This is a genomic window from Marinitoga hydrogenitolerans DSM 16785 (genome assembly GCF_900129175.1).
Classification (GTDB): domain Bacteria; phylum Thermotogota; class Thermotogae; order Petrotogales; family Petrotogaceae; genus Marinitoga; species Marinitoga hydrogenitolerans.
The window spans coordinates 19,266-42,793 of record NZ_FQUI01000005.1 but is presented as its reverse complement, the minus strand read 5'-3'; the positions used below and the strand labels follow the sequence as shown (position 1 = coordinate 42,793).

Below are 23,528 nucleotides of genomic sequence, written 5' to 3'. Positions count from 1 at the left end.
TTGTTTTTTTATCTATTTTGTTCATTTTTATTTTCCTCTTTTTGTTCTTTTTTATTTTACCATTTACACCTAACATCATCCATAACACTTATAATTTGTATTTCGCTTGGTCTTGTTTCACTTTTTGCCATATTTTCACCTCCATAATTAAATAAAAAAAGAGCCGATTAAGGCTCTTCTTTATTCTAAATTCTTCAATAACTTTAATAACTGTTCTTTAAACTCTCCCAATTTTATTGGAGTTAGCTCAATTGTAATTCTTTTCTTTTCATATACTTTTTTCTTTTTATGATTTGCTTTAAATTTAATATTTTTTTCCACATATATTTCTGTTTGATATTTATCATCAATTATATTACCTATTATCACATTAGTATCATCATTTATTGCCTTTTTGTCATACGGTCCTTTATTTTGTATTCTAGCCTCATAATGCGCAATAGAGTTTCTAACATATTTCAAATTAGGAAATATTTTATTAATTCTTTTTAAAAAATTTTTTATATTACTTTTTTTGTTAGTATACTTTCTTATTTCATCTGTTATTTTCACACACATGTCTAATTTAACAAAATAATTCTCCGCATAATAAAAAGGGATAGAATATTGACGTAAGTAAGAATATTCGCGTTCATTAATTTTTTCTTTTACTAACCAATACATTTCCAATGAATAAGCAGCTTGGTTATACTGAGTGATTATTGCTGAAATAAGTGTATTTAATTCAAACTTACTATAAAAAACATATTCATATTCATTATTATTAATATAATAATTTTTCATAAAATCCCTCCTTGCGATAATTATACCGCAAAAGAAGGGATTTTTTATGCAAATTTAATTTGTCCTTCATTATATAATTCTTGTATTGTCTCTGCTAAAAATTCTTTGAATGTTTGTTTGTGATCCAAAATAAAACTATCTGCAGCGTTCAAAGTAATATAATTATTAACTGTTTCCGGACCGCTTCTTTGAACTGTTGAAGTATATTGACTTTGGTAAGAATTTTCTACATTTTGTTCCACATTCATATCTACTTTTGCTATTTTTTCATTTGCTTCTTTCATTATTGCATTCATACTTTTTACTGCTCTTTTTCCAATATTTACTGTTCCAAAAGTTAAACCTCGAACCACATCTGAAACCACATTGTATAACCAATTAAACGCATTAGCAACCATCCCAAAAATAACGTAAAATCCTCTTCCGATAGGAACGAGCACTGCGTTATATATCCATGTCAAAATTGCTCCAAATGCTTGAAGACCTGCAAAAAGCGGATTAAGTAATGGCACAAGTAATGTTCCTAACATCTGCCCGAAAGCTTTAAGGATATTTACAAACGGTTGTAATGCTCCATTTATTAATGGACCTAATACTGCCATTAATGCTTCAATTATTGTATTAATAGGGTTAAGAATAGCAACAACATTTCCGAGACTCATAAGTGATTGAACTATAGGTCCGAACATTTGCCCAAATAACCCTGTTATACCGCTGAAAATTCCTTTTAGTCCATTCAATATTGGATCAAAAACAGGACCTAAACTTATTTGACTGCCGAGATTTCCTAATGCATTACCAGCTCCAGACATAGCACCGCCAATAGCTCGTCCTGCAGAATTTACCTGTTTTTTTGTCCAATTTGCAATACTTTGTGCCCATGGAGTTTTTGCAATTCCATCAGCAACTAAACTACCTATATTCCTTATACTTCCTGTTAAAACATCAAATCCGCCTTTGAATATTTGGAATAAGTTTCCTGCTTGTTTTTTCTCAAAATCATAATAGGCTTTTGTTTCAGGATATAAAGATTGAAATAATTGTAGATTTTCGTTTAAAATTTGTATTAATGTTTTTTGTTTTTCTTCTTGCTTTTGTTCAGTATTGAATATGCTATCTAAAGCTTGTTTTATTGTTTCTGATTCACTCTCTGCACTCTCTTTAAAATTAACAACATAATTTAAGAGTTCAAGTACTGTATCTTTTGTAATGGTTATATCACCGCTTATATTTGTATTTCCTGTTCCGGAGAAGTATTTTATTATTGCATCTACAGCTCCACCTTCTGCATATCCTTTTCTTTTCTTTTCAAGTAATGCAACTAATTCAGGATGTTCTTTTACCATCCAAGCTGGAATTACATACTCTCCTTTATGAACTACTCCTGCAACATCATATTTCCCTCCACTACCTGTATATCCACCTGTTGCAAAACCAACTCCCATAAGAGCATATTTTAAAGCTTGCTCAAGAAAAACTCCTGAAAGAGTTGTTGACGTTAAAACACCTGCTCCTATACTACCAAAAATTCCTGCCATTCTTAATGCGTATTGAGTTGTAGATAAAGGCATATCCCCTTTTAATGTTGTTGTTAAATTAGCAGAATTAGTTAATTTAGCTGTTGTATCTCCTGTTATTATATAAGGATTTTCTTTAATTGTTTTATCTGCTTCGGGATTTACCGGTTTTTCTTCCAATTCATTTTTCCCTTTTATTAAATCTATTGTGAATTGTATTGTCTTTTTCCAAGCGTTTTTAATCAAATCTTGAAAGAAATTCCAAATTTTCATTGATTTTTTTGCAAATGCAAAATTTATTTCTAAAAGTATTTGTTTTGTGTTTTTAGTTATCCAATCATACATGTTTTTATAAATTAAAATAAATGCTAGTGTGATATTTAAAGCATTTTCCAAAATCCATTTTGGCAAATTACCAATATTTGCTATAAAATATAAAACAACTTCTTTCATGCCGTTTAATATCCATTTTGCTATATTGGCTGTGTTTTGTATATATTCTAAGGATATTTTCATTACTTGTTCTCCAGCCCAAACTATTTTTTGAGTTGTATTTTGAAGAACCACTTTTATTTGTCTTGTACCTTCTAAAAACCAGCCCCAAAGCTTTATTGCACCCGAAATTAAATTTATTTTTATGTTTTTATATGTTTCATAAAACCAATCCCAAAGTTTTAAAGTGCCTTGTAAAACATTCAATTTTATTATTTTTATCGCATTGACGAACCAGTCCCACAAATTTATTGTTCCAGAAATTAAAAAAACTTTTATTGTTTGAATTTTATCTACAAACCAGCTCCAAAGTTTTATTACTCCTTGTTTTACGTTAATTAAAATTTCTTGTGTTTTTTCCTTAAACCAACTCCAAAGTGCAAAACCTGCATTTATTGCGAAAATACCAATTTGTCTTACTCCTGTTTTAAACCAATCCCATAATTTTTCTGCACTACCCTTTACAAGATTTATCGTTATATCAAATGTTCTTTTTCCTATTTCTTTGAAAAGTCCTAAAAACCAATTTATAAATCCTGATTCTTTAATTTTCTTAAATTGTTCACCAATCCAATTGACCATATCACCAAACGCCTTGAATATTGTTTGTAAAACTTTCATCCTTTCTGCTTTTTCTAAATTAGCAAACCAAGTACCAAATGCGATTAGAAGCCACGTAAAAGGATTAGAAAGAGAACTTATAATACTTCCTAATTTACTCATGACGTTGATTATCATATTGAATATTACGACTGCTACTAATAATCTTGTTATTGCACTTATAAGTTTAACAAATTTTTCCTTATTTTCACTGATCCATCTGTTTAATCCTTGAAACCATATAATTGTTTTCTGAATCCATTGTATTAACGTTCCTTTAAATGCATTATATATGCTCTGTTTTAGATTATCTAATACTACAAATAATTTCCTTAACTGAAATTCCAAAGTAGATGTTTGTTTTATATACATTTCATTCAATGCGGAAACATCATCTGTAACCGAGTTTGTTATATTCTTTAAATCATCAAAATTATTAACAAGATTTACAATCGCCTGTCTTGCTGTATCTGAAAGTTGTAATTGATTTATGAATTCAGCTACTTCTTTATTTGTTTTTCCTCTCAATTGATTGTGTAATTGTTCTATAACATTTACAAAACCTATAAATTTACCATCTTTATAAAGTTTTATTCCTGCTTTTGTTAATTGATCTGATTTTTGTGTCAATTCATCATAAGCATTTTGTAATGCATTAGCTGCCTGAGATGCATCCGGCATATATTTTGTCAAAGTCGCAAATGTTGCTGTTGCTGTTTTCCAATTTTCACCTAAACTTCTTGCAGAAGCAGAAATTTCAGGTATATATTGTGCTAATTGTTCATAATTTAAAAGTCCATATTTCACTGCCTGAAATTGTACTGCAAAAACTTTTTCTAAATCTTGTATTGAAAGACCAAAACCTTTTATTTGCTTTATTGCACCTTCAAAGGCTATATTTATATCCGCTCCACCTGCAACTGAAGCTTTAGCAACTTGTTCTAATACTATAGGAACATCTTTTAGTGCTATCCCTGCACTTCCTAATGTATATGTAGCATCCCACATATTTTTTAAAGATATTCCATATTTTTTTGATATTTTAGCCACTTTATTTCCAAGTTGTTCTTCAAATGTTTTTCCCGCTACTCCAAACATTGTAGAAGCGTTTGCCATAGCCTTTTCTGTATCTTTTCCAAAAGCAACTATTGCTGTACCTGTTGCAGTTATTGCTCCTAAAGCATATTTTGCATATTTGGTTATTTCATTCATTGAGTTTCTAAATTGTTGAAAACTTCTACCAGCTTTTTGAGTCGCATTTTCTAATTTATTCATTGCTCCTGTAACTGAGTTTAAGGCTTTAGAAGCATAATCTTTAGCTTGTAATAATATGCTTAATTCTGCGGTATTAGCCACATTTATCACCGCCTTTTATTATTTTCTTCATTAATTTTTCCAATTAAAACCTTTCTATATATATTAAGAAAATACATATATTTAGCATTTTGATCAAGATATCCTCCAGCTTCGGGATAATTTATAATATTCCCTCTATGATCAAAAATGTTATTTTTTGCAATTAAACATTGTTTTAAATGTTCTATTTCTTTTTCTTTGAACCCTGTAAATATTATCTTATCTGATATAAAAGTCGATTTTATAAACAATTCTAATTGTTTTTCATTTATATTAGTTATTGTTAAATATCCTTCAATTGCTTTATTTAAGATTTTTTTTAGTATCCACGGTTTTAGTTGCAAAATATTTTTCAAATTCAATTCTTTGTCAAATGTCCAGGAATAAATTAAAAAAGGCAGGGTTTCAACATCTTTACCCTGCCTTCTTAAATCAATTGTTCTGATTGTATCTTCTTTAAAAAAAATTAAATTATCATCAAGTTCTAAAAACATCGTTCCCTACCTCATACAATTCTAATAGTTTATTCCAAAGATTTTGCAAAAATTTCGGATGTGTTTTTGTCCTTAAAACCTGCAATGTTGGTTTTTCGTCTTCACTCCAATTTAAAATTAATTTTATTAATAATTCTAAAGGTACTTCTCCCATTTTTTCTGTATCTAATTCAATTTCATTTGTTGCTGCGTTCATTTTAATAGTCTTTGGTTTTATAGACTTTTTTATCTCTTCTATCAAATAAAAATTAGGTTCTGATTTAATTTCAACCCAAAAATTAGTTTTTTTATTTGAAATATTTAACTTCTCATCGAAATATATTTTTTCTGTTTTTTCGTTATCAATAAAAAATCCCATACTCTCTACCTCCAATCTAATATGTTCCTGTTGTATTTTGATAATCTGAAATCACAATTATATCTCCTGAAGTTGGAATTAATGCTGTAAAGTTTGCTTTAATCATTATTTTTTCTGCTCCACTGATATCATGTGTCATTTCACTGAAATTTACTCTTGGTAAGAATATTTCCAATTTTTCTCCTGTTGTTTTTTCTAATTTAATTCCTAATTGAGCATCTTGAAAATTTTTGAATTTTGTATATTCTCCAGAAATAACACTTGCATCAAATATAATGTCAAGACTTCCAGTTATTTCAAGATTACCTGCTTCTAATGTTTTCCTTTTTCCTGTTCCGTCAAGTCTGTAGTCATCTGTATCTAAATTGTTTGCAATATTAAGTTCAATACTTGAATATAAATCTGTAGGTGTAACAAATTCGTCTGTATATAATATTAATTCTTTGAAGAAAAACGGTTGTGGATCTACATCGACTATAGTTCCTTGTGTTGCTGCTCCAATCACTTCTTCTTTACCAACTAAATCTAAACTGATTGAAGGTATTGAACCAACCGCACCACTAAACTTTAATGAATTTACTTTCATTCCCAAATATTTCATCTTCTGTCCAAAATGATCTACTTGTACCGTTGCACTTGGTATATCTGCCGTTAAATCAATAGGAGTTATTTTTGTATATTCATCTCCACTTGAAGGTGTGGAATCAGGGTCCATTAACACTGATTTACCTAACGCAAGATAAAATGCTAATCCACTTGCTGTTGGGTATGCTTCTAATTCCAAAGAACCTTCTGCTCCTTCTTTCGTCGGAACCAATGATTTTGTTCCTCTTATTCCAAGTAATGCCTCAGATTTTGCAGTTTCTATTTTGTGGTTAATGCTTTCACTTTTAAAAGGTAATTTATATTTCACTGTTGCTTCTGTTGCAAAACTACTTTCTATTCCAAGTAATACACTTGATTTTGCACCTGTATATGCCATTTATCTCACCTCGCTTTATATTGTTTCTGGAATTACAAATTCTATAACCGAAATATTATTTTCATCATCAATTGAATATTCTATATTTTCAATTTCATCAAAATTAGAATAAATCAATTTTGCAATATTTATAGTAATATCTTTCAAATTTGTTTTGCTGGTTTTATATATAATCTGAAATTGATGAAATATTCTATATCTATTAGAAGTTAAAGGAGTTATACTTCCTTTTATTTCTCTAACTGAACATGCATTATTTAACAATCTATCAAACTCTACAACTTTATAACCATTATTAGCTAATAATGTTTTTATTTCGGTAATCATTTTTTATTCCTCCAAATATTTAAGTATTAATCTTTTTATAGTTTCAAGATGTTCTTTTCTAACATGCATAAACGGACGTTTTGGTATTTTTCTTGTTCCCGTTTGATGATAAACACCATATTTAACTCCTGTATAGACTCTTGCTGTGTATTTTGTATATGAAGTATTAAATGATTTCTTTAACCTTCCGGTATCAACCAAAATCGGATAAGAAGTACCTTTTTCCTTTTGTTTTCTTTTTTTTGTCTTTCTTGATAAATCTTTCCATTTTTTCTGTTCTGTACCTTGATCGTCAAAATTCTTTAAAATTGATTGTTTCATAATGAGGGCTGTATCTTTCATTACTGGAGTTAAATCATTTGTTTTTCTCTTTAATTCACTAAGTTTCTTTTTCAACTCTTTATCATTAATTATTATTTTCATATTACCACTTCTCTAATTCATCATTAGTAAAAACTTGTGATGCTGAAGAATATGAAATTTTCCCTGCACTTGATGTTTTTTGTTTTTCTCTTTGAGAAATTGCAACATTAAAACTTTCTTGAATCATTTGTGCTTCTTCAATTTTTCCAGCATTTAAATATAGTTCTTTTTTTACATAATTTCTGATCATTTCATCTTTAAAATTTTCATCAAAATCTAAAAATATTGCATTTATAAAATTTGTAGCATTGTCAATTAATTCTTGTAATACTTCATCTGTTGTATTTACATCATCTGATGCAAGTTGATCAAGAATTTCATCAGGCATTATTTTTTTTATATTATCTATCGTGACCATATATAATCACCTCGCTCATCAAAAAGAGCCCCGAAGGGCTCATTTATCATGAAATAGTTACATTGAATACTTTTAAAGCTTCAGAATTAATTAAATAAGGTAAAGGTCTTGACATTACATATAAGGCTTTTTCTGTACCTTCATTAATAATCTTTTCCCATGATAAAACGTCAGTCATAATAGGATTTCCATTTGGTTGAACATCAAATTGAACAATAGCTCCATATGATAACCTAAATGCCTGCGAAGATAAGACTATCAATGTACCGTCTGGAATATATTTTTTTGCTGTCCCATCGTTATATTCTCCCATATATACATACATTTGAGGTAAATTTACTGCTTCAAAACTTCTTCTTACTAATGCATCTTCATTTTGCATTTGTGCTCTTGCTAAACTCCATTCCTGTTTTTTAATTAAATCTTTTACTTGCGTGTTGTCAAACAAAGCTTTTTCTACATCTTTTGACATTATAATCATATCTGGAACAAATCCGCTCTTTCTTATTGCATCTGTAGCATCGATTAAATCATTATATATTTTTGTTGTTGAACTTAAAGTATATGCTTGTGGAGTAACATTATTAAAAGAAACTTCATATTTTCTTTTGCCATCATTATAGGATAATTTTCCTTCAGAGATTATTTGCGCAAACATTTGTTCAATTCTTCTTTGGACTCTTCTTTTTAAACCCTCTATTTTCATAGCTCTAACATATTCTTTGTTGCTTACTACACCATCTGAACCACTAAGAGCTAATACTGCAGGATTTGAATTTGTAAAAATATCATCTTCTGTTAATTTATCATATTCAAAAATTTGTGCTGGATCAATAGCAATTTCCGTTACATTATTTTGCACATTAATGGGTTTTGCAGGATCCCCAATTAATCCTAAATTTGCAATTGTCATACCATAATCTTCTGTTCTTATTGTTACTTTTGGAACTGGACTATACTTTACGTTTTTACCAAGATTTTTAGTTAAAAAATAATTTTCAATTGGGGTTTTTCTATATAACTCTGTTAATAATTTCCAATCAATAGCTCCCATTATTTACACCTCCTAAGCTTGTTCTCTTGATTCTAAGAATATACCAACCTGTCTCAACTGAGCTTTTAAATCTTCTGTTACTGTTACTCCTGCGTCCAACTCATCCTCATATACTACACCAAAGAATATAACCGCTGCCTGAGCAGGAATTTGAGATGCCGCAACATCTTCTGCTAATATTCCAGCAGGCGTGCCAGCTGATAACTTAGCATAGCTTTGATTTGTACTGTTATATTCCACTATAGAGCCTTTAGGTATTGCTGTTGTAACATCTACTGGTACAATAGAAACTTTTCTGTCTAACATACTTATTCACCTCCATGAATAAATTTAATAATTTTTTCAGCTTTTTCTGTTACATTAATTCCATTATTTTCTTCAGACATTTGCTTTTTCTCAATTTTAGGCATACTTTCAAAAATTTCGTTATAAACATCAAATAATTTTTCATCAGACAAAACTTTTTCTTTTGCTTTTTCAATTGTTGCTGGCGTAATTCCTTTTTCTAACCATTCTTTTGCCCATTTTTCAACTTTAGCTTCATGCAATTTTTTAGCTTGTTCTGCTTTTTCCTCTAAAAGTTTTTTGTTTTCATCTTTTAATTTAGTCACTTCTTCACTTAACTCTTTGAGTTCTGCATCTTTTAACTTAATTTGTTCCGTAAAAGTCTTCATTTGATTTTCTAATTCTGCCAACTTTTTCTCAAGTTCCATACTTTCACCTCCATTTAATTTCTCTTTCAACTTAACTATTTCTGACATTAAATCTTCAAAACTGATCTTTTTCATTTCTGGATGTGCAGGTTTATTTGTTAATGCAACCCCAATAAATACAGCCCCAACATTTTTATTTGTCTTTTTATCCCTGTATTCTTCAACGTATTCTGCTGACAAATATTCAAACTTTCTTTCTTCTAAAAGCTTTGCCCCTTCGTCAGTTAATTCAACTTCTATCCATAATCCATCATCTCTAACTTCCATATTTACTACTTCTCCATATTTTCCTAATTCATCAATATGCGATATATTGACTGGTGGATTATATGAAGGAATGTTATCTTTAAAATTTTTTACCATTTGTTCTGCTAAATCTTTAGTAATGCTTATCTTTCCGTATCTTGGATCATAAAATTCCGAAAGCGGTAAAGCATTATGCCAAAATCTTTTTTTTGCTTCCTTAAACTTTGTAACTCTAAGCATTAAAGTTGCCTCCTTTCATAAAAAAATAAACCCTATGAAAGGGTTTATAGTCTATTTAATATTTCTCTTATCACATTTACATCATAATCACGAGTTTTTGGTTTTGGTAATTGTTCTGTTTTTTGCAAAAACTCTAAATTACTTTTAGGTATATTTTCTTTTTTAACAGGCATTTCTTTGTCATAAATAGTTACCATTCTTAAAAAACTTCTACAATTTACATGTAATGGAGGTGTATTCCTTGCTAATTTATCTTTATCATTTTTATCAATATACATTCCCCATCTTGAACTACATATTTCGCTGGTTCTTTTATCTAATATTGCTTCAAATTGATAACCAATAACAACATCAGATGCATAACTTTCTTCCAATGCTCCTACATTATAACCTCTTGTAGCTTCTGTCCTCGCAATTGCTTTTATTCTATGTTTAGAAAATTTTTCAAGTCCTGATTTAATATATTTTGTTGCTTCAGTTTCGCTCATACCTTCTTCTATTGTTTTTCTAACTAATTCTGTTGCTTTTTTTATAGTATCTTCAACTTCAATATTAGCAAGTTTAAGAGAATATTCCCTAAAGTATTCAAGAATATATTCATTAGGTTTAAAAAATTTTTCCATAGCTTCTTTTGCTGTATATTTTCGTTTAACTAATTTCATTATTAATTCTTTATCTCTAATAAATACAGAAAATATTTCTCTATAATCACTCCATTCTTCAAATGTTTTTTTCTTTTTCAATTTAGGCAATAACGCTCCAACAACACTCATTTTTCCATGTATATATCCACTCAACAATCCAATATAAAATGCATTTGCTAAAGAGCTTACGTCTATATAATCAAAATTGCCTGTGATTTGATTTATAGTCGTTTCTCTTATGTTTTTGAAGCTTTTCCTTGATAAATTCATTATTCTATTTTCAATTCTAGTTAAACTTTGAGCTATAGTCCTAATTCCAGTCATCAGCCTCATCTACCTTTGATATTTCTGCATTTTTAGGGAATTTGAATAAATCTCTGATCCAATCATTATCTTCTATTGGATCAACTATTCCAGTATTTATTAATGTATTTACAACTTGGGCTAATTTAGTTCTTTCATCATTTGAAGGCTGTTCTGCTTCCAAAAATCTGCCATATGATTTCACATCAGCAAAATTATATTCAATCATCTTAGCAACAACTGAATCAATTAAATTTTCAGAATAATATTTAGCCATTTTTCTTACTGAAGATAAAAAGAGATCCATATGAACTTTACCTAATGAATAACTTCCAACATTTTGAGTTCCTGCTAATAATTGAGGTAATAATAACCCTCTATATATAAGCATATTTGTATATTCTATTGATTTTTCAAACGAATCTGCTATTGTACTTTTTGGTTCTAATAGTTCAATTTCAGTCTCTGGATCCGTTGCAATTACTCCCTGCGACCATATAGATTTCAACGCATTTAATAACTCTTCTGTATCTCCTAAAGTTTTCCCGTGAGCTATTGGCATAGCATATCTTTCCATTGCTATTGCCCAGAATTTAAACATTATACTTTTAAATTTCCAAGCACGATATATTTTTTCCAATTCGGTTTTCCCATACAATTCTCTTTGATTTAATCTAAATATAAAACATTTTTCTACCGGTATTTCAATATTTTTATTAGATGTTTTTTGTATAATTTTAATTATTTCTCCATCGCTAAGATAAAAACTTATAGTTGATGGATCCAATGGTATTATTTTCTTTAAATATAATTTGTTGTTTTTCAATTCCCATACTAATTCAGAAACAGAAAAGCCATATGCAATAGCATCTGTTAAAATTCTTTCTGATATAACTTCTAAAGAAATATCTAAGTTTTCAAAGTTTGTATTAACAAAGGCATTTTTCTCTTCATCTTCATGAACATATTCGCCAATGAAATTTATTATATTTTTCGTCAAAAAATTTAACGCAGAAGATATAGTTTCATCTCTAAGCATGTTTTTTATAGTATCATTATCTAAATCAGGTATATTCATTATTTCACTAACATCTTGTCTTAATGCTGCCCAAGTTGTTGCTATTTGTTTAGTCAATTCTTCTTTTTTGACTTCCATTCTATCACCTCAAATCATATTTTCCTGTTTTAACAATTCCTCCAACATTTAAAAATTCAAAAATATATGCAATGGTATCTACAATATCATCATGTTTTCCATTTGGAAAACTTATTAATTGTTCTTCAAGCAATGATAATTTATTCAAATGCCTTAAAATAAAAACTTTATTATTTTCAAAATGCGGTGTTATTCTCATTGCGCGTGTAACTTTATCTGTTACCGGTTTTAAAGATTTAACAGGGATTACAGTTTTTGCTTTAAAATACTGTGTTAATGCAGCTTGATATTGAATCGACTCAATCCCTATTCTTAATGGTTTCCATTTGTTATAGTAAAACTGTATTTGTTCTATTTGTTGCGGAAAATCAATATGATCAACATATAAATCTAAAATAAATACATTCTTATTTTTGTCGATACCAAAAGTTAAAATAACAGAATAATCTGAATTTTCTTTTTTAGAAATAGCCAAATCAACAGTTTGATATATTCTTAATCCTTTTGGATAATTATCTACATATTGCAACCATTCTTTTTTAAATATATTTCCGTCTAAAGCTGTAGGATGTTGTTGATATAATGAGAGCCATTCGTATGTCCCTATATCTTTCTTTATTCGCATTAATTCTTCATACGAATATCTTTCTGGCCAAAGCGGTTCTCCCTTTTTTCTACCCAATATGTCATTTTCTTCTGCAATAGCTGGTAATTCTATTATGTCCCACTCTTCTTTTTGTTCTGCTAACAATCTTCCTGCTAAATCATTTTCATGCCATCGAGTTAAAACTAATATTATAGATGAATTAGGATAAGCCCTTGTCCTAAAAGTTGATCTATACCAATCCCATATTTTATTTCTAATAGTTTCACTATTCGCTTCTTCTCTGTTTTTTATTGGATCATCTATAATTCCAATATGAAACCCTCTTCCTGTTATGGGTCCTCCCACCCCTGCAGCCATTAATCCACCACGAGTATTTTCTATTCCCCAGTGTTGCACAGCTTGAGTTCTTTTATCTAGTTTTACATCAAACAGACTCTCGTGCCTTCTCATTGTTTCTCTTGCAATTCTTGAAAAATCATATGCAAGTTCAGCACTATATGCAGTTATAATTATCTCTTTATTTGGATATTTTCCTAAAAACCATGCGGGAAATTTCTTTGATATTAATTCAGACTTTCCGTGTCTTGGCGGCATGAATACCATAAGTTTTTTTATTTTACCTTGTGCAACTTCTTCTAATTTCTTTGCTAAAAATATTAAATGCTTTCCATCTTTCCAATATCCAGAACCATCATATTTTAAAAAAGCATAAAAATTATTTTTAAAATATCTACTCAGAATCTTGTTTTTGTTTATGTAATATTTTTTCGGCAATTTTACTCACCGCCTCTGGAGATAGCATTTCTGGATCTATTTCTATTAATTCTGTATTATTGTTTTCGTTTTTAGTAATTTCTGTAGGTTGTCCTTGAAGCAATTGAATCTTATCTATTAAAGTTGCCATCCCTACAATTAAATCTTTGTAATTTGCTTTTTCTGCTTTCTCTTTTAACAATCCTAAACCATAGAATATATTATCCCAAGCTTTTTTTATAAACTCTTCTTTTTTAAGTGTGCGTATGTGTTCAGTATCTTCTTTATTCTTTTCTTTCCACCATTTTTGTAATGTTTTTCTTGAAATGTTTAGTTTTTTCGATACTTTTGTCCAATTTGGATTTCCTGTTTGATGATTTATATTATTTTCCAATTCTACAATTGCTTTCATTTTATCTTCATCTGTATATTTAGTCATCTCACCTCACCTCTCTCATCTCCTCATTTAAAATAAAAATAATCAATATACTAATTTAAATTAGTATAATTCTGATTAGTATAAAAAAACCGGCACTCACTAACACCTTAAAGAGATCAGCACATTTAAATAGCACCGTCTCTTTAAAGCAGGAATGCCGGTAAAATGCCGGATTGTGCCGGTATTTATTTCAAGGAGGGATAATGGTCAGGATAGCAGGATTCGAACCTGCACCTCCACATCCCAAGTGTGGAATGCTACCATTAACACCATATCCTGTCGCAATTATTATAGTGCCGAAGTCTGTCGAAAATTGTCGATGTTTGTCGAAATAATAAAAAAAGGAGCCTGTTAAGGCTCCCCGTAAGTATAGTATCCCATCATAACAAATTATACCATATTCTGTCCGAGAAAGTCAAAAATATACTATATATTGTATTGTAAAATTTTCATTAAGCTTTTTCGTATTAAATCATAAACTGTGCTTTTAGGTAAATTCATTTTTTTAGAAATTTCTCTAATACTTAGTGTTTTATACCTTTTTCCATCTTTTTCAAAATCATGATTGATATAAGCATGGAATAGCGCTATTTTTTCTTTAGTGGTTAAAATACTCATCCATTCATCAATCAATTTTAAAATTACTATAGAATTGACTATATCTTTTGGAATACCGTCCATAATTAAAGTATTAAAATCTTTTACTTTTAATGCTGTAAATGTTTTTACTTTTTGATATTCATCATTTTTAAAAGCCCCTTCAACATGTATTTCTCCATCTTCGTCTATATATAAATGTATTCGCCTTTCCATTAATATTTGCAATGATTTTTTATATTTTTGGAGTAAATCTATTATAGTTTCTTTATCTATTCTTAATCTAGCAAAAAAGGAAACAACTTCATACATTAATTATCACGTCCTTATATAACTGCAGGTTTCTTTTTACCTTCCTTCAAAATTTTTGTATCAGCCTTAAATTCTACATGTATAATTACATCGTGGATATTTGAAAGTTGTATTAAATTATTATTTTCATCCGTGAGGATTGGATTTTTAGAGTTTAATACCGTTAATAATCCAATCCCGTCTTTTAAATCTTCAACATAAATTTGTTTTAAATGTCGTGAATTAAAAAAACTATATTTTTTCATAATTTCCCTCCTATCGTTCCCAAACTATTATTGTTTTTTCTTTGCCTGTTATTTTAGATGTTGTTGATATATCTATGTTTCGATCATTCTCAAACACAATACCTTCAAGACTATCAATTAATATTTTCAACAAATTATTTGGATCTGGATGCCTGCGATTTTTAAAATGGAATTCAAAATGTAATTTATAAAATTTCTTATCGTTTGGAAATGGAGTAACTTTATACTTTCTTACAATCTTTAAAGCTTTATAAGCTGCATATTCCTTGAATTCTTTCGCTGTTCTTGTCATATACATCCCATATCCATTTCCTCTTTTTTTATATGCATGATTTGTTGATGGTGGAATACAATCCAATTCAATTTTTAGCTTCAATTTTACCCCTTCTTAATCGCATATTTTCTGAAAATAATTTAGCGTTTTCGTTTGATAATTCTTTTACTCTCTTCTTCAATCTTTCATTCAAAGAAAATTGTTCAGATAACTTAAAATTCAATCTCAAAATATCATCCTCAAGTTCATTTCTTGCTGAAATTGTAAGTAACGATAATATTAAAAAACCAGCAAAAACTCCCACAATAAAAGTAAGTAAAAATTCAAACATTTTTCACACCCCCATATATCTTGCAGCATCAAACATCAATCTATCAAAACTTTCATTTCTCACTTCATGTTGAATTTTATTCCCCTTATAAATATGTAAAACATATTCATCACCTATTTTTTTTAATATAATTCTTGTGAATCTATCCATTAAAGAGATCAAAATTTGTTCATACTGCATATCTAATCTAGATGGCATTGTTTCATACAATTGTGGTCCAAATCTTTCAAATGCACTTGATAAATATTGAGAAGCTCCGTCTGATCTAACACTTCCCATTATCTCACCCCCGTTGAACCAAATCCTTTTGCACCTCTTTTGGTATCTACTTCAGCTTTACCAAGTAATAACTCTGCAGTCAAAGCAATAGAAACAACTAAAATTTGAGCTATTCTATCTCCGGCTTTTATTTGCAATGTTTCTTCGCCTAAATTAAGCATTATTACTTTAACTTCTCCCCGATATTCTGAATCAATTACACCACCAATAACCACTATTCCCTTTAATGCAAAAGAAGAACGTTCTTTGATAATTCCTACGTGTTTATATGGAATTTCCATTGTTAATCCTGTAGGTATTACGACTTTTTCCATCGGTTTCACTTCTACATCTATTTTCGAACGAATATCATAACCTCCATCACTCCAATGTTTCTTATATGGCTTAACAGCATTATTTTCGTAATAAAATCTAATCATTATCTCCCTCCTCAATCAATTGGATAAAATTGTGGTATATCATCTGAATTTAAATCAACCTTTTCATCTATATTTCCAAAAGGTTCTTCAGGTTCAATTATCTCAACATTTTGTTGTTTCTTTGATTCCATGAATTGTAATGTATTAGCCCATATTTCAGCTCTTTCTCTGTTATTTCCATTGTTATCTTTCCATTTATTTATTCTCAAAGAACCTTCAACAAGAATCAATAATCCTTTTTTCAAGTAATTCTCGGTAAATTCAGCTCTTTTATTAAAAGCGACAATTTTTATAAAATCAACAGTCTTGTTATCCCCATAACCTCTATCTACAGCAATATCAAAATTGGCGATTTTTTCACCTGTTGTAGTCATTCTAATCTCAGGATCACGCGTAAGCCTTCCTACTAAAATAACTCTATTAAATGAATAACTCATATATTCATCCCTCCGTATCTTTGTTTTTTAAGGTACTTAAAATATTAAATATTTCTTTCATTATCTCTTTCTTTTTATTTTTATCATTCACTACATCAAGTTGTTCCCTAAGTTTTTTTATTTTCTTTTCCTTTTCTGAAATATCTATATGTTTTTTAAACCTCATATCTCTTCCTCCCTAAGAATTTCATAAAATTTTGTAATTTTCGGATCAAACATCACTTTTTTTACTCCAACGGGACCATTCCTTTGTTTTGCTATTAAAATTTCAACTTCATGTGGATTTTGTAAAGCACTAATTTCATTTTCATATCTCAATTTTTCTTCTTCAGTTTTTGCTTTTTCTTTTTTCTTTGCTAATTCTTGCATTTTATAATAATTATCCCTGTATAAAAACAAAACATTATCTGCATCTTGTTCTATTGCTCCAGAATCACGTAAATCAGCTAATTGTGGTCTCTTGTTGTCCCTTTGTTCAACTGCTCTTGATAATTGAGCTAAAGCCACTACTGCAATATTTAACTCTCTCGCAATAAGCTTTAAAGCTCTAGAAATTTCACCAACTTCTACTGCTTTATTGAAATATTTACTATTTGAATTTATTAATTGCAAATAATCTACATATAATACTTCAATGTCGTATTTTCTTTTTGCTTTTCTTGCATGGCTTCTTAATAACCTTGGTGTCAAATTTGGGGTATCGTCAATATAAAAATCTTTGTTCAATATGTTTTGTGTATAATATAATATTCTTTCCCACTCTTTATCAGTTATTTTTCCTTCTCTTATTTTCTGAGAATCTATTCCAGAAAGACTAGAAATAGTTCTTTTTACTAATGGATCTTTACTCATTTCTAATGAAAAGAAAATTACTGAAATATCTTTTTTTATTTGATTTTCAATCATATTTAATACAAATGCAGTTTTTCCCATAGCAGGTCTAGCTGCAATTATTGTTAATTCACCTTTGTGCAACCCATTAAGCATATTATCTAAATTTTTGAACCCTGTAGTTATCTCTATATTAGATTTTCCTTGTTTCCTAAGATTTCTTGTTTCATTTAACTCTGATAAAATTTGAGGAAGTACCTCATCAAATCTCAATATTTTTCCAACATCTTCAGTATCAATTATTACTTTCTCAACATAATCTTTTACTTTTCCAATTTCAATGCTATTGTCTGCCACCATTTCAATTATTTTTTTTGATAAATTTAATAACTTACGTTTTTCTGAAAATTCTTTTATAATTTTTATGTAATGATTTGTTGAAATTAAGTTTGGAACATAACTAGCGAGTTCTATAATATAATTTTCTCCACCCACTTTTTCAAATATTTTTCTTTTTTTTAGTTGATCCATAACTGTTATAGTATCTAAAGGCATCCCATAGTCATATAACACCTCAAAAGTTTTAAAAATTTCTATATGTTGTGGATGAAAAAAATCTTTGTGTGTGATCTTCTCTATTACATCATCAAAAATTTCTGGTTCTAAAAATATAGCTCCTATAATTCCTTTTTCTGCTTCTGTACTAAATAAATTTTCTAAGTTCTGGTTTTGTAATTTCATAATTTTCAACTCCATCATTTTCATTTAATAGTGAAGTTTCATTTACCAATTTTGGTAATTCATCAATGTTATCTTTTTTTAACCAATTTAAAATGGTATGATAATGGCTTTTATATTTTTTGCCTTTACTACCAATATAATTATTTAATTTTTCAATATATTCGTCAATTATAGTTTTTCCAAAACGTTCTACCAATTTTTCATATTCTTCTTCTTTTAAAAACACAAACTCCAAAAATTTCTTTTTTTCTTTTTTAAATTTTTTTTCTTTTTTTATAATATCTATATCTTTATCTATATCTATATTCTTATAACGTGTCTCAGAAAGTGTCTCAGAAAGTGTCTCAGAAACCGTACCAGAAACCGTCTCAGTTACTGTCTCAATATGAGACACTTTTTTAAATTCATTACCAAGAAAATACGTTGCATAATTTTTTTTTCCTTTTCCACTAATAAAATTAATTAATCCATATTGTTTTAATCTATTTCTTGCTCTATATATTTCAGCTCGTGATATGCCAGCCAATAATTCCAGCTTGGGAGTCCCGATTGAGATCCTTGATTCCAAGAGATTGTTATTCTTTCCTCTTGTCCTGTTAATTTCGGCCAAAATAGCAAAGAATAAAGCAATCTCAGAATCACTAAGTTCCCAATTCAGGCGGTCTCGCCAAAACCAGCTAAAAACTGTGGCAAGTTGCATATATTCCACCTCTTTTATTGATATAGTATTCGTTCTTATAGCTAAAATTTCAGATATTAACTTGTCAAAGAGCTTTTTAAAATTTATTTTAATAAATCATCTATTGAAATATTGAATATTTTAGAAAGTTTTACTAATTTGTCTAAAGTCGGTTGCCTTTTCCCAGTTTCCCAATAGCTAATAGTTTCTTGTGTAACATTCAATTTTTTTGCAAGTTCTCTCTGATTAATTTTATTTTCTATTCTTATTCTTCTTAAATTATCTGAAAACATTTTATCACCACCATATATGGTAAAACTTGATTTTGTATAACAATATGTTGTATAATAAAATTGGGAGTGCAGATATAATTCTAAAATTTATTTAATTTTCAATGAAAGGAGGTGATATAATGGCCAAAACAAATAAAGGGAAAAAGATAGTTCCAGTTAAATCTTATACCCGTAAAAAAAATGGTAAAATTGAAAAAGTACGTGGTCATAGACGTTCTACTCCTAATTAATACATCCTGCACTCCCAACATTTTATCCCACCAACTTAATACACTGAAAGGGGAAGATATTAAAGAGCTTTGAAAAAAGGGGCGGGGGGAGCCCCTAAACGTTTTCTTCAAATAATCTTGCTGCCTCTGCCATTAAATTCTCTTCTTTATATGGTTCCTCAATTATTATTTCAGGTTGTTGTGCTTTTTCTTCTTTTTCAATCCATTTAATAAGAAATTTTATTGCTTGATTTCTTTCATCATTTGTAAATTCTCCAATTGTTTTTTTCACTCTTCTTTCTAATTCGTGCAATATCATTTCTTCTTTTACACCAAGCATTTCAGATAAAGTTTTTACTTTTTCTCTTAAAACTAAAATCAATTGTGGATTTATATTTTTATTATTTTTTGACATAGTTTTTTGCTTTCTTATATTTTTTGTTTCGGTGTATTGTTCTTCTTTTACTTGATCAAATTCTTCAGGAGCATATAATCCTGAGACATCAAAAGCTTTTCTTAATGCCATAGATTCTGCAACTTTTTTGATCATTGTCTCTGGCATTTTTGCCCAATTGCTTTTCCCAGTGTTATATTCTCTTAAAAGAACAGATTGAACTAAAGGTTCTTTCCAATCGTTTCTAAAAACATAACATTTTGCTCCAACTAATCTTCTAGGATCAGGACAAACATCAGCTTCCTTTACTTCTCCATTTTTATCTAGAACCAAAGCAAATGTCTTTAAACTTGCAAATTTACCAGACTTATGAGCAATATGTAAAAATCCATCTCTTCCAGTAAAAATAGTTGCCGGTGAATTTCCATACTTTACGCACCAAATTTGTTTTTTAAACGGATCCAAGTCATAACGTTTAGCTAACTCCAAAAAAAATCTAAATTCTACATCTGTTGTGCCTTTAGCAACAGTTTCTTTTATTAATTGAACTTCTTCGCTTGAAAATTTTATTTCTTTTGACTCGACAGGTTTAATTTCACTCATCTTTTTCACCTGCCTTTTCTATTGAAACTCTTACGTCTTCTTCTATTTTTATTATTTGTTTTAATTCAAGTAATGGCTTTTCGTATTCAGGAGCATCCTTAATAGTTCTTTCCATTGTTGATATGCTACTCTTTTTTGGCTTATAAGTAATAGAAAAAACTTTTTGGGCTACTCTTGGATATCTTTCAGCAAAAATCTTAGCTTCTTTTTGACTAATCTTATAACTTTCAGTCCATGATACTTTTAGTTTTGCTTTAGAGCCTTCTACATATAATGTTGCTTTATCTAAAGGTCTTGGCAATTGTTCTGTAAGTTTCTTTTGTAATTCAACTCTACGAGCTTTTAATTTATCTTCCATTTCTTTTAGTTCTGCTATTTTATCTGCTAGTTTTCCATAATCCACATTTTCGTTTTTTTTCATTTCTTTTAACCCATTAATTGTTTTTTCTTTAATTAAAAAAGTTTTTTCTCCCATTTTTTCCCTCCTCTTGACTTTTTTATTTTTTATGGTATAATATCAATGGAATACTTATCATTCCCAAAATTCCTAAGCTCACACCGACCCCACGGTGTGGGCGTTTTCTTTTAGGGGTAATTTCATTAATCTCGATTGTTCTTCTTTATACTTTTTAATTCCTTCTTTTATCTTCCATTTTTGATATGGACCTTTGATATCATAAATTTGAAGATACCCATTCGATTTTCTATTTTCTTTTTTAATTTGAATTGATCTAAGTTGAACTTTTATTATAATTTCATCTTGTTTCATGTCTACAAAATTTAACATTTTTAAAGCTCTCCGTACTCTGTCAATAATCTCATACTTACTATATTCTTTAGTGTTTTCTAAAATATTTTTCAATACCTCAAAAGCTTCATTTTCTTTCTCTTCAAGATCATTGTATTTTTGAAGATCGATTAATATAAAATCACTGTTGGCAATACTGTTGGTGTTTTCTTGGATTAGATAAGCAACCGGGACTTTTGGAATCGCTACTTTTCTTATCTTCCCCATTTTCTCCCCTCCTTTTAGCAATTTGAATTAGATACTCTCTTGTTTTCTTGTTTCTGTAAAGAAACACTCCTAGTGGGTGTAATTTTTCCATTTTTCTCGTCCTCCTCATCTAGAATAAGAAATATTTTCGCTAATCTCATAAATTTTTCTTTATTTTTTTCTTTAGAAGTCTCCATTTGTATCACCTCCATAAAATTTCTTTATTATTTAGTTGGTAACGGTGATTTTCTTTCAGCAAATTCAGGAAATATTTCTTCAAGTGGAACATCTAAAACATATGCGATTCTGTCGGCTAAAAAGAAAGATATTCCTCTGTTGTTTTTTTCGACAAAATAAAGCATTGACATAGATATTCCTGTTGCATTGGCTAAATCTTGTAAAGTTAATCCAGCTTTTTCTCTGTAAAACCTTAAATTGTTTTTTATAATTTTTTTCATGTTTTCACCTCCTACAAAACGAATGTTTGTTTTTTATCTTCTATTATAATAATACTACTATTGTAAGTAAAAGTCAATTAAGAAAAAGTTACAATATTATTATCCGAATATTGACAAATTTTCAAAAAAAGTTTATTATTACAATTGTAAGAGAAGGAGTGGTTTAATGTCTTTACCAGAACGTTTGAGAAATGCTCGTGAATTAAAAGGATACACTCGTCAAAAATTAGCCGAAGAAACAGGTATAGCTTTATCTTCGCTATATTTTTATGAAAAGGGTGAGAGAATCCCAAGTGCTGATGTTATTCAAAAAATATCAAAAGCATTAAATGTATCTACAGCATATTTTTTTGAAGAAATTGACACACTTGAGATCCCTAAACCCAACAAACTACCAGACTTTGTCAAAGAACAAATTACAAAAATCGATGAATTGAAATCATTAAAACTTTCTGAAAAATTAGAAATCATCGGTAATGAGTTAATCGATATTTCTAAGAAAATTAAGGATTTTGAATAAATTATTTTTTGAAAATTTAATCGGGGGACAATAATGCCTTAATGGCAAAAATCATATAAAGGGGATGATTTTTATGGAAAAAAGTGTTCATAATATTTCAGCTAGTTTAATTGCTAAATTAGTTAATGAACCTGTTACCAGTTATGAAAAACTATATAAAAAATTCAAAGAAGGAGTTAAATTTGCTCCACGTGCTTATTCAGTTTTTTTTGATTCTGTTGAAAAAATGATTAATGGAATCCAAGAATCTGAAATATATGATTTTTTAAATTCAGCTAATTATATTAATCACAAGTATATTGATTGGAAAAACAAAAATATAGAAACTTTTACTAAATTTGCAAATTTTCTTAAATCAAAAAAGTGGGAAAATAAGTTGTTCTTATATAAAGGAAATACATTAAGAATTCTGTTTGAATATGGAAATGATTATGAAAAAGGCGTACGTATTAAATTAACTCCACATTTTGTATTAAAAAACAAAAATAAAAAATATTTACTATATATCATTCCATCTTCAAAAAAAATTTGGAAGGCGGATCACGTAAAAGCTTTGTATGCTATTGGTACAGAATTAATAAAAGAAAACAACCTTAAATATGATGGTTTTTATGTTTACCATATTTCTCAAGAAATGCTTGTACATAACATTGGAACCAAAAAGCTATTCAATAAAGTAAAAATGAATGCTAAATACTTTGCTATTAGTGTTCTAGATAGAGCTAAAAAAGAAAAAGTTCAACGTATCATTTCAATAGCCGAAGAATTTAATGGATTTGATGAATTAGAATTTTAATTTTAATTTTAATTTTTCAAACAAATTATTAAGGAGGTATTTTTTTATGAAAATTTATAAATGTCCAATTTGTAAAAATGGTGACTTAGAAATTCAAAACGGAGACTTTTTGATACCCATTGATAATCAAAAAAGAGGGGAACTAATTAAACCTATGGAAGGTATCAAAGTTAAAATATCTATTTGTAATAATTGTGGAGCTATTATGCATTTTAAATTTGGTGAAAATCATAATTAATTAAAAAATTTAAGAAAATATTAAAAATATTAA

At 28.8% G+C, this 23,528-nt stretch carries 34 protein-coding genes and 1 tRNA gene; 3 read left to right on the top strand and 32 right to left on the bottom strand.

Annotation, left to right across the window (positions count from 1 at the left end):
• Window positions 1-180: 180 nt before the first annotated feature.
• The 32 genes from BUA62_RS02560 to BUA62_RS02415 all read right to left on the bottom strand — a co-directional run bounded on the left by BUA62_RS02560 (window position 181) and on the right by BUA62_RS02415 (window position 21,941).
• Complete coding sequence (locus BUA62_RS02560) at window positions 181-783, bottom strand: hypothetical protein (RefSeq protein WP_047267171.1); 603 nt, start codon at window positions 781-783, stop codon at window positions 181-183.
• A gap of 44 nt (window positions 784-827) precedes the next feature.
• Window positions 828-4,748: a phage tail tape measure protein gene (locus BUA62_RS02555; RefSeq protein ID WP_072863150.1), complete on the bottom strand. Its 3,921-nt coding sequence runs from the start codon at window positions 4,746-4,748 to the stop codon at window positions 828-830.
• 5 nt (window positions 4,749-4,753) lie between these two features.
• A complete protein-coding gene (locus tag BUA62_RS02550; RefSeq protein ID WP_072863148.1) occupies window positions 4,754-5,242 on the bottom strand; it encodes a hypothetical protein in 489 nt (162 codons plus the stop codon).
• Window positions 5,226-5,600, bottom strand: coding sequence for a hypothetical protein (locus BUA62_RS02545; RefSeq protein WP_072863146.1), 375 nt, complete (start codon window positions 5,598-5,600; stop codon window positions 5,226-5,228). The genes BUA62_RS02550 and BUA62_RS02545 overlap by 17 nt, the downstream gene beginning before the upstream one ends.
• 16 nt (window positions 5,601-5,616) lie before the next feature.
• Window positions 5,617-6,582 carry a phage tail tube protein gene (locus BUA62_RS02540; protein WP_072863144.1) on the bottom strand — a complete coding sequence of 322 codons (966 nt, stop codon included), beginning with the start codon at window positions 6,580-6,582 and terminating at the stop codon, window positions 5,617-5,619.
• 15 nt (window positions 6,583-6,597) lie between these two features.
• The gene (locus BUA62_RS02535) at window positions 6,598-6,909 is read right to left on the bottom strand and encodes a hypothetical protein (protein ID WP_072863142.1); all 312 of its coding nucleotides are present in this window, start codon (window positions 6,907-6,909) and stop codon (window positions 6,598-6,600) included.
• A gap of 3 nt (window positions 6,910-6,912) precedes the next feature.
• Window positions 6,913-7,332, bottom strand: a complete 420-nt coding sequence (locus BUA62_RS02530; protein ID WP_072863140.1) for a phage virion morphogenesis protein — start codon at window positions 7,330-7,332, stop codon at window positions 6,913-6,915.
• A 1-nt stretch (window position 7,333) separates the two neighbouring features.
• Window positions 7,334-7,690: a hypothetical protein gene (locus tag BUA62_RS02525; RefSeq protein WP_072863137.1), complete on the bottom strand. Its 357-nt coding sequence runs from the start codon at window positions 7,688-7,690 to the stop codon at window positions 7,334-7,336.
• Between the two features lie 46 nt (window positions 7,691-7,736).
• Window positions 7,737-8,744, bottom strand: a complete 1,008-nt coding sequence (locus tag BUA62_RS02520; RefSeq protein ID WP_072863135.1) for a major capsid protein — start codon at window positions 8,742-8,744, stop codon at window positions 7,737-7,739.
• Window positions 8,745-8,756: 12 nt separating this feature from the next.
• Window positions 8,757-9,050: a hypothetical protein gene (locus tag BUA62_RS02515; protein WP_072863133.1), complete on the bottom strand. Its 294-nt coding sequence runs from the start codon at window positions 9,048-9,050 to the stop codon at window positions 8,757-8,759.
• Between the two features lie 2 nt (window positions 9,051-9,052).
• Window positions 9,053-9,943 carry a phage protease gene (locus BUA62_RS02510; RefSeq protein WP_072863131.1) on the bottom strand — a complete coding sequence of 297 codons (891 nt, stop codon included), beginning with the start codon at window positions 9,941-9,943 and terminating at the stop codon, window positions 9,053-9,055.
• 44 nt (window positions 9,944-9,987) lie between these two features.
• On the bottom strand, window positions 9,988-10,911 hold the full coding sequence (locus BUA62_RS02505; protein WP_072863129.1) for a minor capsid protein: 924 nt from the start codon (window positions 10,909-10,911) through the stop codon (window positions 9,988-9,990).
• Window positions 10,898-12,046 (bottom strand): phage portal protein family protein, encoded by a 1,149-nt coding sequence (locus BUA62_RS02500; RefSeq protein WP_072863127.1) that lies wholly within the window; start codon window positions 12,044-12,046, stop codon window positions 10,898-10,900. The genes BUA62_RS02505 and BUA62_RS02500 overlap by 14 nt, the downstream gene beginning before the upstream one ends.
• A 4-nt stretch (window positions 12,047-12,050) precedes the next feature.
• The gene (gene terL / locus BUA62_RS02495) at window positions 12,051-13,427 is read right to left on the bottom strand and encodes a phage terminase large subunit (RefSeq protein ID WP_072863125.1); all 1,377 of its coding nucleotides are present in this window, start codon (window positions 13,425-13,427) and stop codon (window positions 12,051-12,053) included.
• Window positions 13,384-13,845: a hypothetical protein gene (locus BUA62_RS02490; protein ID WP_072863123.1), complete on the bottom strand. Its 462-nt coding sequence runs from the start codon at window positions 13,843-13,845 to the stop codon at window positions 13,384-13,386. The genes terL and BUA62_RS02490 overlap by 44 nt, the downstream gene beginning before the upstream one ends.
• Before the next feature lie 204 nt (window positions 13,846-14,049).
• A tRNA-Pro gene (locus BUA62_RS02485) sits at window positions 14,050-14,124 on the bottom strand.
• Between the two features lie 147 nt (window positions 14,125-14,271).
• Window positions 14,272-14,754, bottom strand: a complete 483-nt coding sequence (locus tag BUA62_RS02480) for a sigma-70 RNA polymerase sigma factor region 4 domain-containing protein (RefSeq protein WP_072863121.1) — start codon at window positions 14,752-14,754, stop codon at window positions 14,272-14,274.
• A gap of 14 nt (window positions 14,755-14,768) precedes the next feature.
• Entirely contained in the window at window positions 14,769-14,999 is a 231-nt protein-coding gene (locus tag BUA62_RS02475; protein ID WP_072863118.1) for a hypothetical protein, read from the bottom strand.
• Window positions 15,000-15,009: 10 nt separating this feature from the next.
• On the bottom strand, window positions 15,010-15,375 hold the full coding sequence (locus BUA62_RS02470) for a RusA family crossover junction endodeoxyribonuclease (RefSeq protein ID WP_072863116.1): 366 nt from the start codon (window positions 15,373-15,375) through the stop codon (window positions 15,010-15,012).
• Window positions 15,359-15,604 carry a hypothetical protein gene (locus BUA62_RS02465; RefSeq protein WP_072863114.1) on the bottom strand — a complete coding sequence of 82 codons (246 nt, stop codon included), beginning with the start codon at window positions 15,602-15,604 and terminating at the stop codon, window positions 15,359-15,361. The genes BUA62_RS02470 and BUA62_RS02465 overlap by 17 nt, the downstream gene beginning before the upstream one ends.
• A 3-nt stretch (window positions 15,605-15,607) precedes the next feature.
• Window positions 15,608-15,883 carry a hypothetical protein gene (locus tag BUA62_RS02460; RefSeq protein WP_072863112.1) on the bottom strand — a complete coding sequence of 92 codons (276 nt, stop codon included), beginning with the start codon at window positions 15,881-15,883 and terminating at the stop codon, window positions 15,608-15,610.
• Window positions 15,883-16,302: a dUTP diphosphatase gene (gene dut / locus BUA62_RS02455; protein ID WP_072863110.1), complete on the bottom strand. Its 420-nt coding sequence runs from the start codon at window positions 16,300-16,302 to the stop codon at window positions 15,883-15,885. The genes BUA62_RS02460 and dut overlap by 1 nt, the downstream gene beginning before the upstream one ends.
• A gap of 11 nt (window positions 16,303-16,313) precedes the next feature.
• A complete protein-coding gene (locus tag BUA62_RS02450; RefSeq protein ID WP_072863108.1) occupies window positions 16,314-16,739 on the bottom strand; it encodes a single-stranded DNA-binding protein in 426 nt (141 codons plus the stop codon).
• Window positions 16,740-16,743: 4 nt separating this feature from the next.
• A complete protein-coding gene (locus BUA62_RS11445; RefSeq protein WP_159429489.1) occupies window positions 16,744-16,905 on the bottom strand; it encodes a hypothetical protein in 162 nt (53 codons plus the stop codon).
• On the bottom strand, window positions 16,902-18,311 hold the full coding sequence (gene dnaB / locus BUA62_RS02445) for a replicative DNA helicase (protein ID WP_072863106.1): 1,410 nt from the start codon (window positions 18,309-18,311) through the stop codon (window positions 16,902-16,904). Before dnaB ends, BUA62_RS11445 begins: the two co-directional genes overlap by 4 nt.
• Window positions 18,274-19,011, bottom strand: a complete 738-nt coding sequence (locus BUA62_RS02440) for a hypothetical protein (protein ID WP_072863104.1) — start codon at window positions 19,009-19,011, stop codon at window positions 18,274-18,276. Before BUA62_RS02440 ends, dnaB begins: the two co-directional genes overlap by 38 nt.
• 83 nt (window positions 19,012-19,094) lie before the next feature.
• Window positions 19,095-19,283, bottom strand: coding sequence for a helix-turn-helix domain-containing protein (locus BUA62_RS02435; RefSeq protein ID WP_072863101.1), 189 nt, complete (start codon window positions 19,281-19,283; stop codon window positions 19,095-19,097).
• Window positions 19,284-19,607: 324 nt separating this feature from the next.
• Window positions 19,608-20,489 (bottom strand): phage recombination protein Bet, encoded by an 882-nt coding sequence (gene bet, locus BUA62_RS02430; protein WP_072863099.1) that lies wholly within the window; start codon window positions 20,487-20,489, stop codon window positions 19,608-19,610.
• Entirely contained in the window at window positions 20,482-20,964 is a 483-nt protein-coding gene (locus BUA62_RS02425; RefSeq protein WP_072863097.1) for a hypothetical protein, read from the bottom strand. The genes bet and BUA62_RS02425 overlap by 8 nt, the downstream gene beginning before the upstream one ends.
• A gap of 78 nt (window positions 20,965-21,042) precedes the next feature.
• Complete coding sequence (locus BUA62_RS02420; RefSeq protein ID WP_072863095.1) at window positions 21,043-21,504, bottom strand: hypothetical protein; 462 nt, start codon at window positions 21,502-21,504, stop codon at window positions 21,043-21,045.
• A gap of 14 nt (window positions 21,505-21,518) precedes the next feature.
• The gene (locus tag BUA62_RS11440) at window positions 21,519-21,680 is read right to left on the bottom strand and encodes a hypothetical protein (protein ID WP_156166116.1); all 162 of its coding nucleotides are present in this window, start codon (window positions 21,678-21,680) and stop codon (window positions 21,519-21,521) included.
• Window positions 21,681-21,707: 27 nt separating this feature from the next.
• Entirely contained in the window at window positions 21,708-21,941 is a 234-nt protein-coding gene (locus BUA62_RS02415) for a helix-turn-helix transcriptional regulator (protein ID WP_072863093.1), read from the bottom strand.
• 166 nt (window positions 21,942-22,107) lie between these two features.
• On the opposite strand from BUA62_RS02415, the gene BUA62_RS02410 reads away from it, so the two are divergent.
• The 3 genes from BUA62_RS02410 to BUA62_RS02400 all read left to right on the top strand — a co-directional run bounded on the left by BUA62_RS02410 (window position 22,108) and on the right by BUA62_RS02400 (window position 23,495).
• Entirely contained in the window at window positions 22,108-22,461 is a 354-nt protein-coding gene (locus tag BUA62_RS02410; RefSeq protein ID WP_072863091.1) for a helix-turn-helix domain-containing protein, read from the top strand.
• A 73-nt stretch (window positions 22,462-22,534) separates the two neighbouring features.
• Window positions 22,535-23,257: a hypothetical protein gene (locus tag BUA62_RS02405; protein ID WP_072863089.1), complete on the top strand. Its 723-nt coding sequence runs from the start codon at window positions 22,535-22,537 to the stop codon at window positions 23,255-23,257.
• Between the two features lie 46 nt (window positions 23,258-23,303).
• Window positions 23,304-23,495: a hypothetical protein gene (locus BUA62_RS02400; RefSeq protein WP_072863087.1), complete on the top strand. Its 192-nt coding sequence runs from the start codon at window positions 23,304-23,306 to the stop codon at window positions 23,493-23,495.
• The last annotated feature ends 33 nt before the right edge of the window (window positions 23,496-23,528 follow it).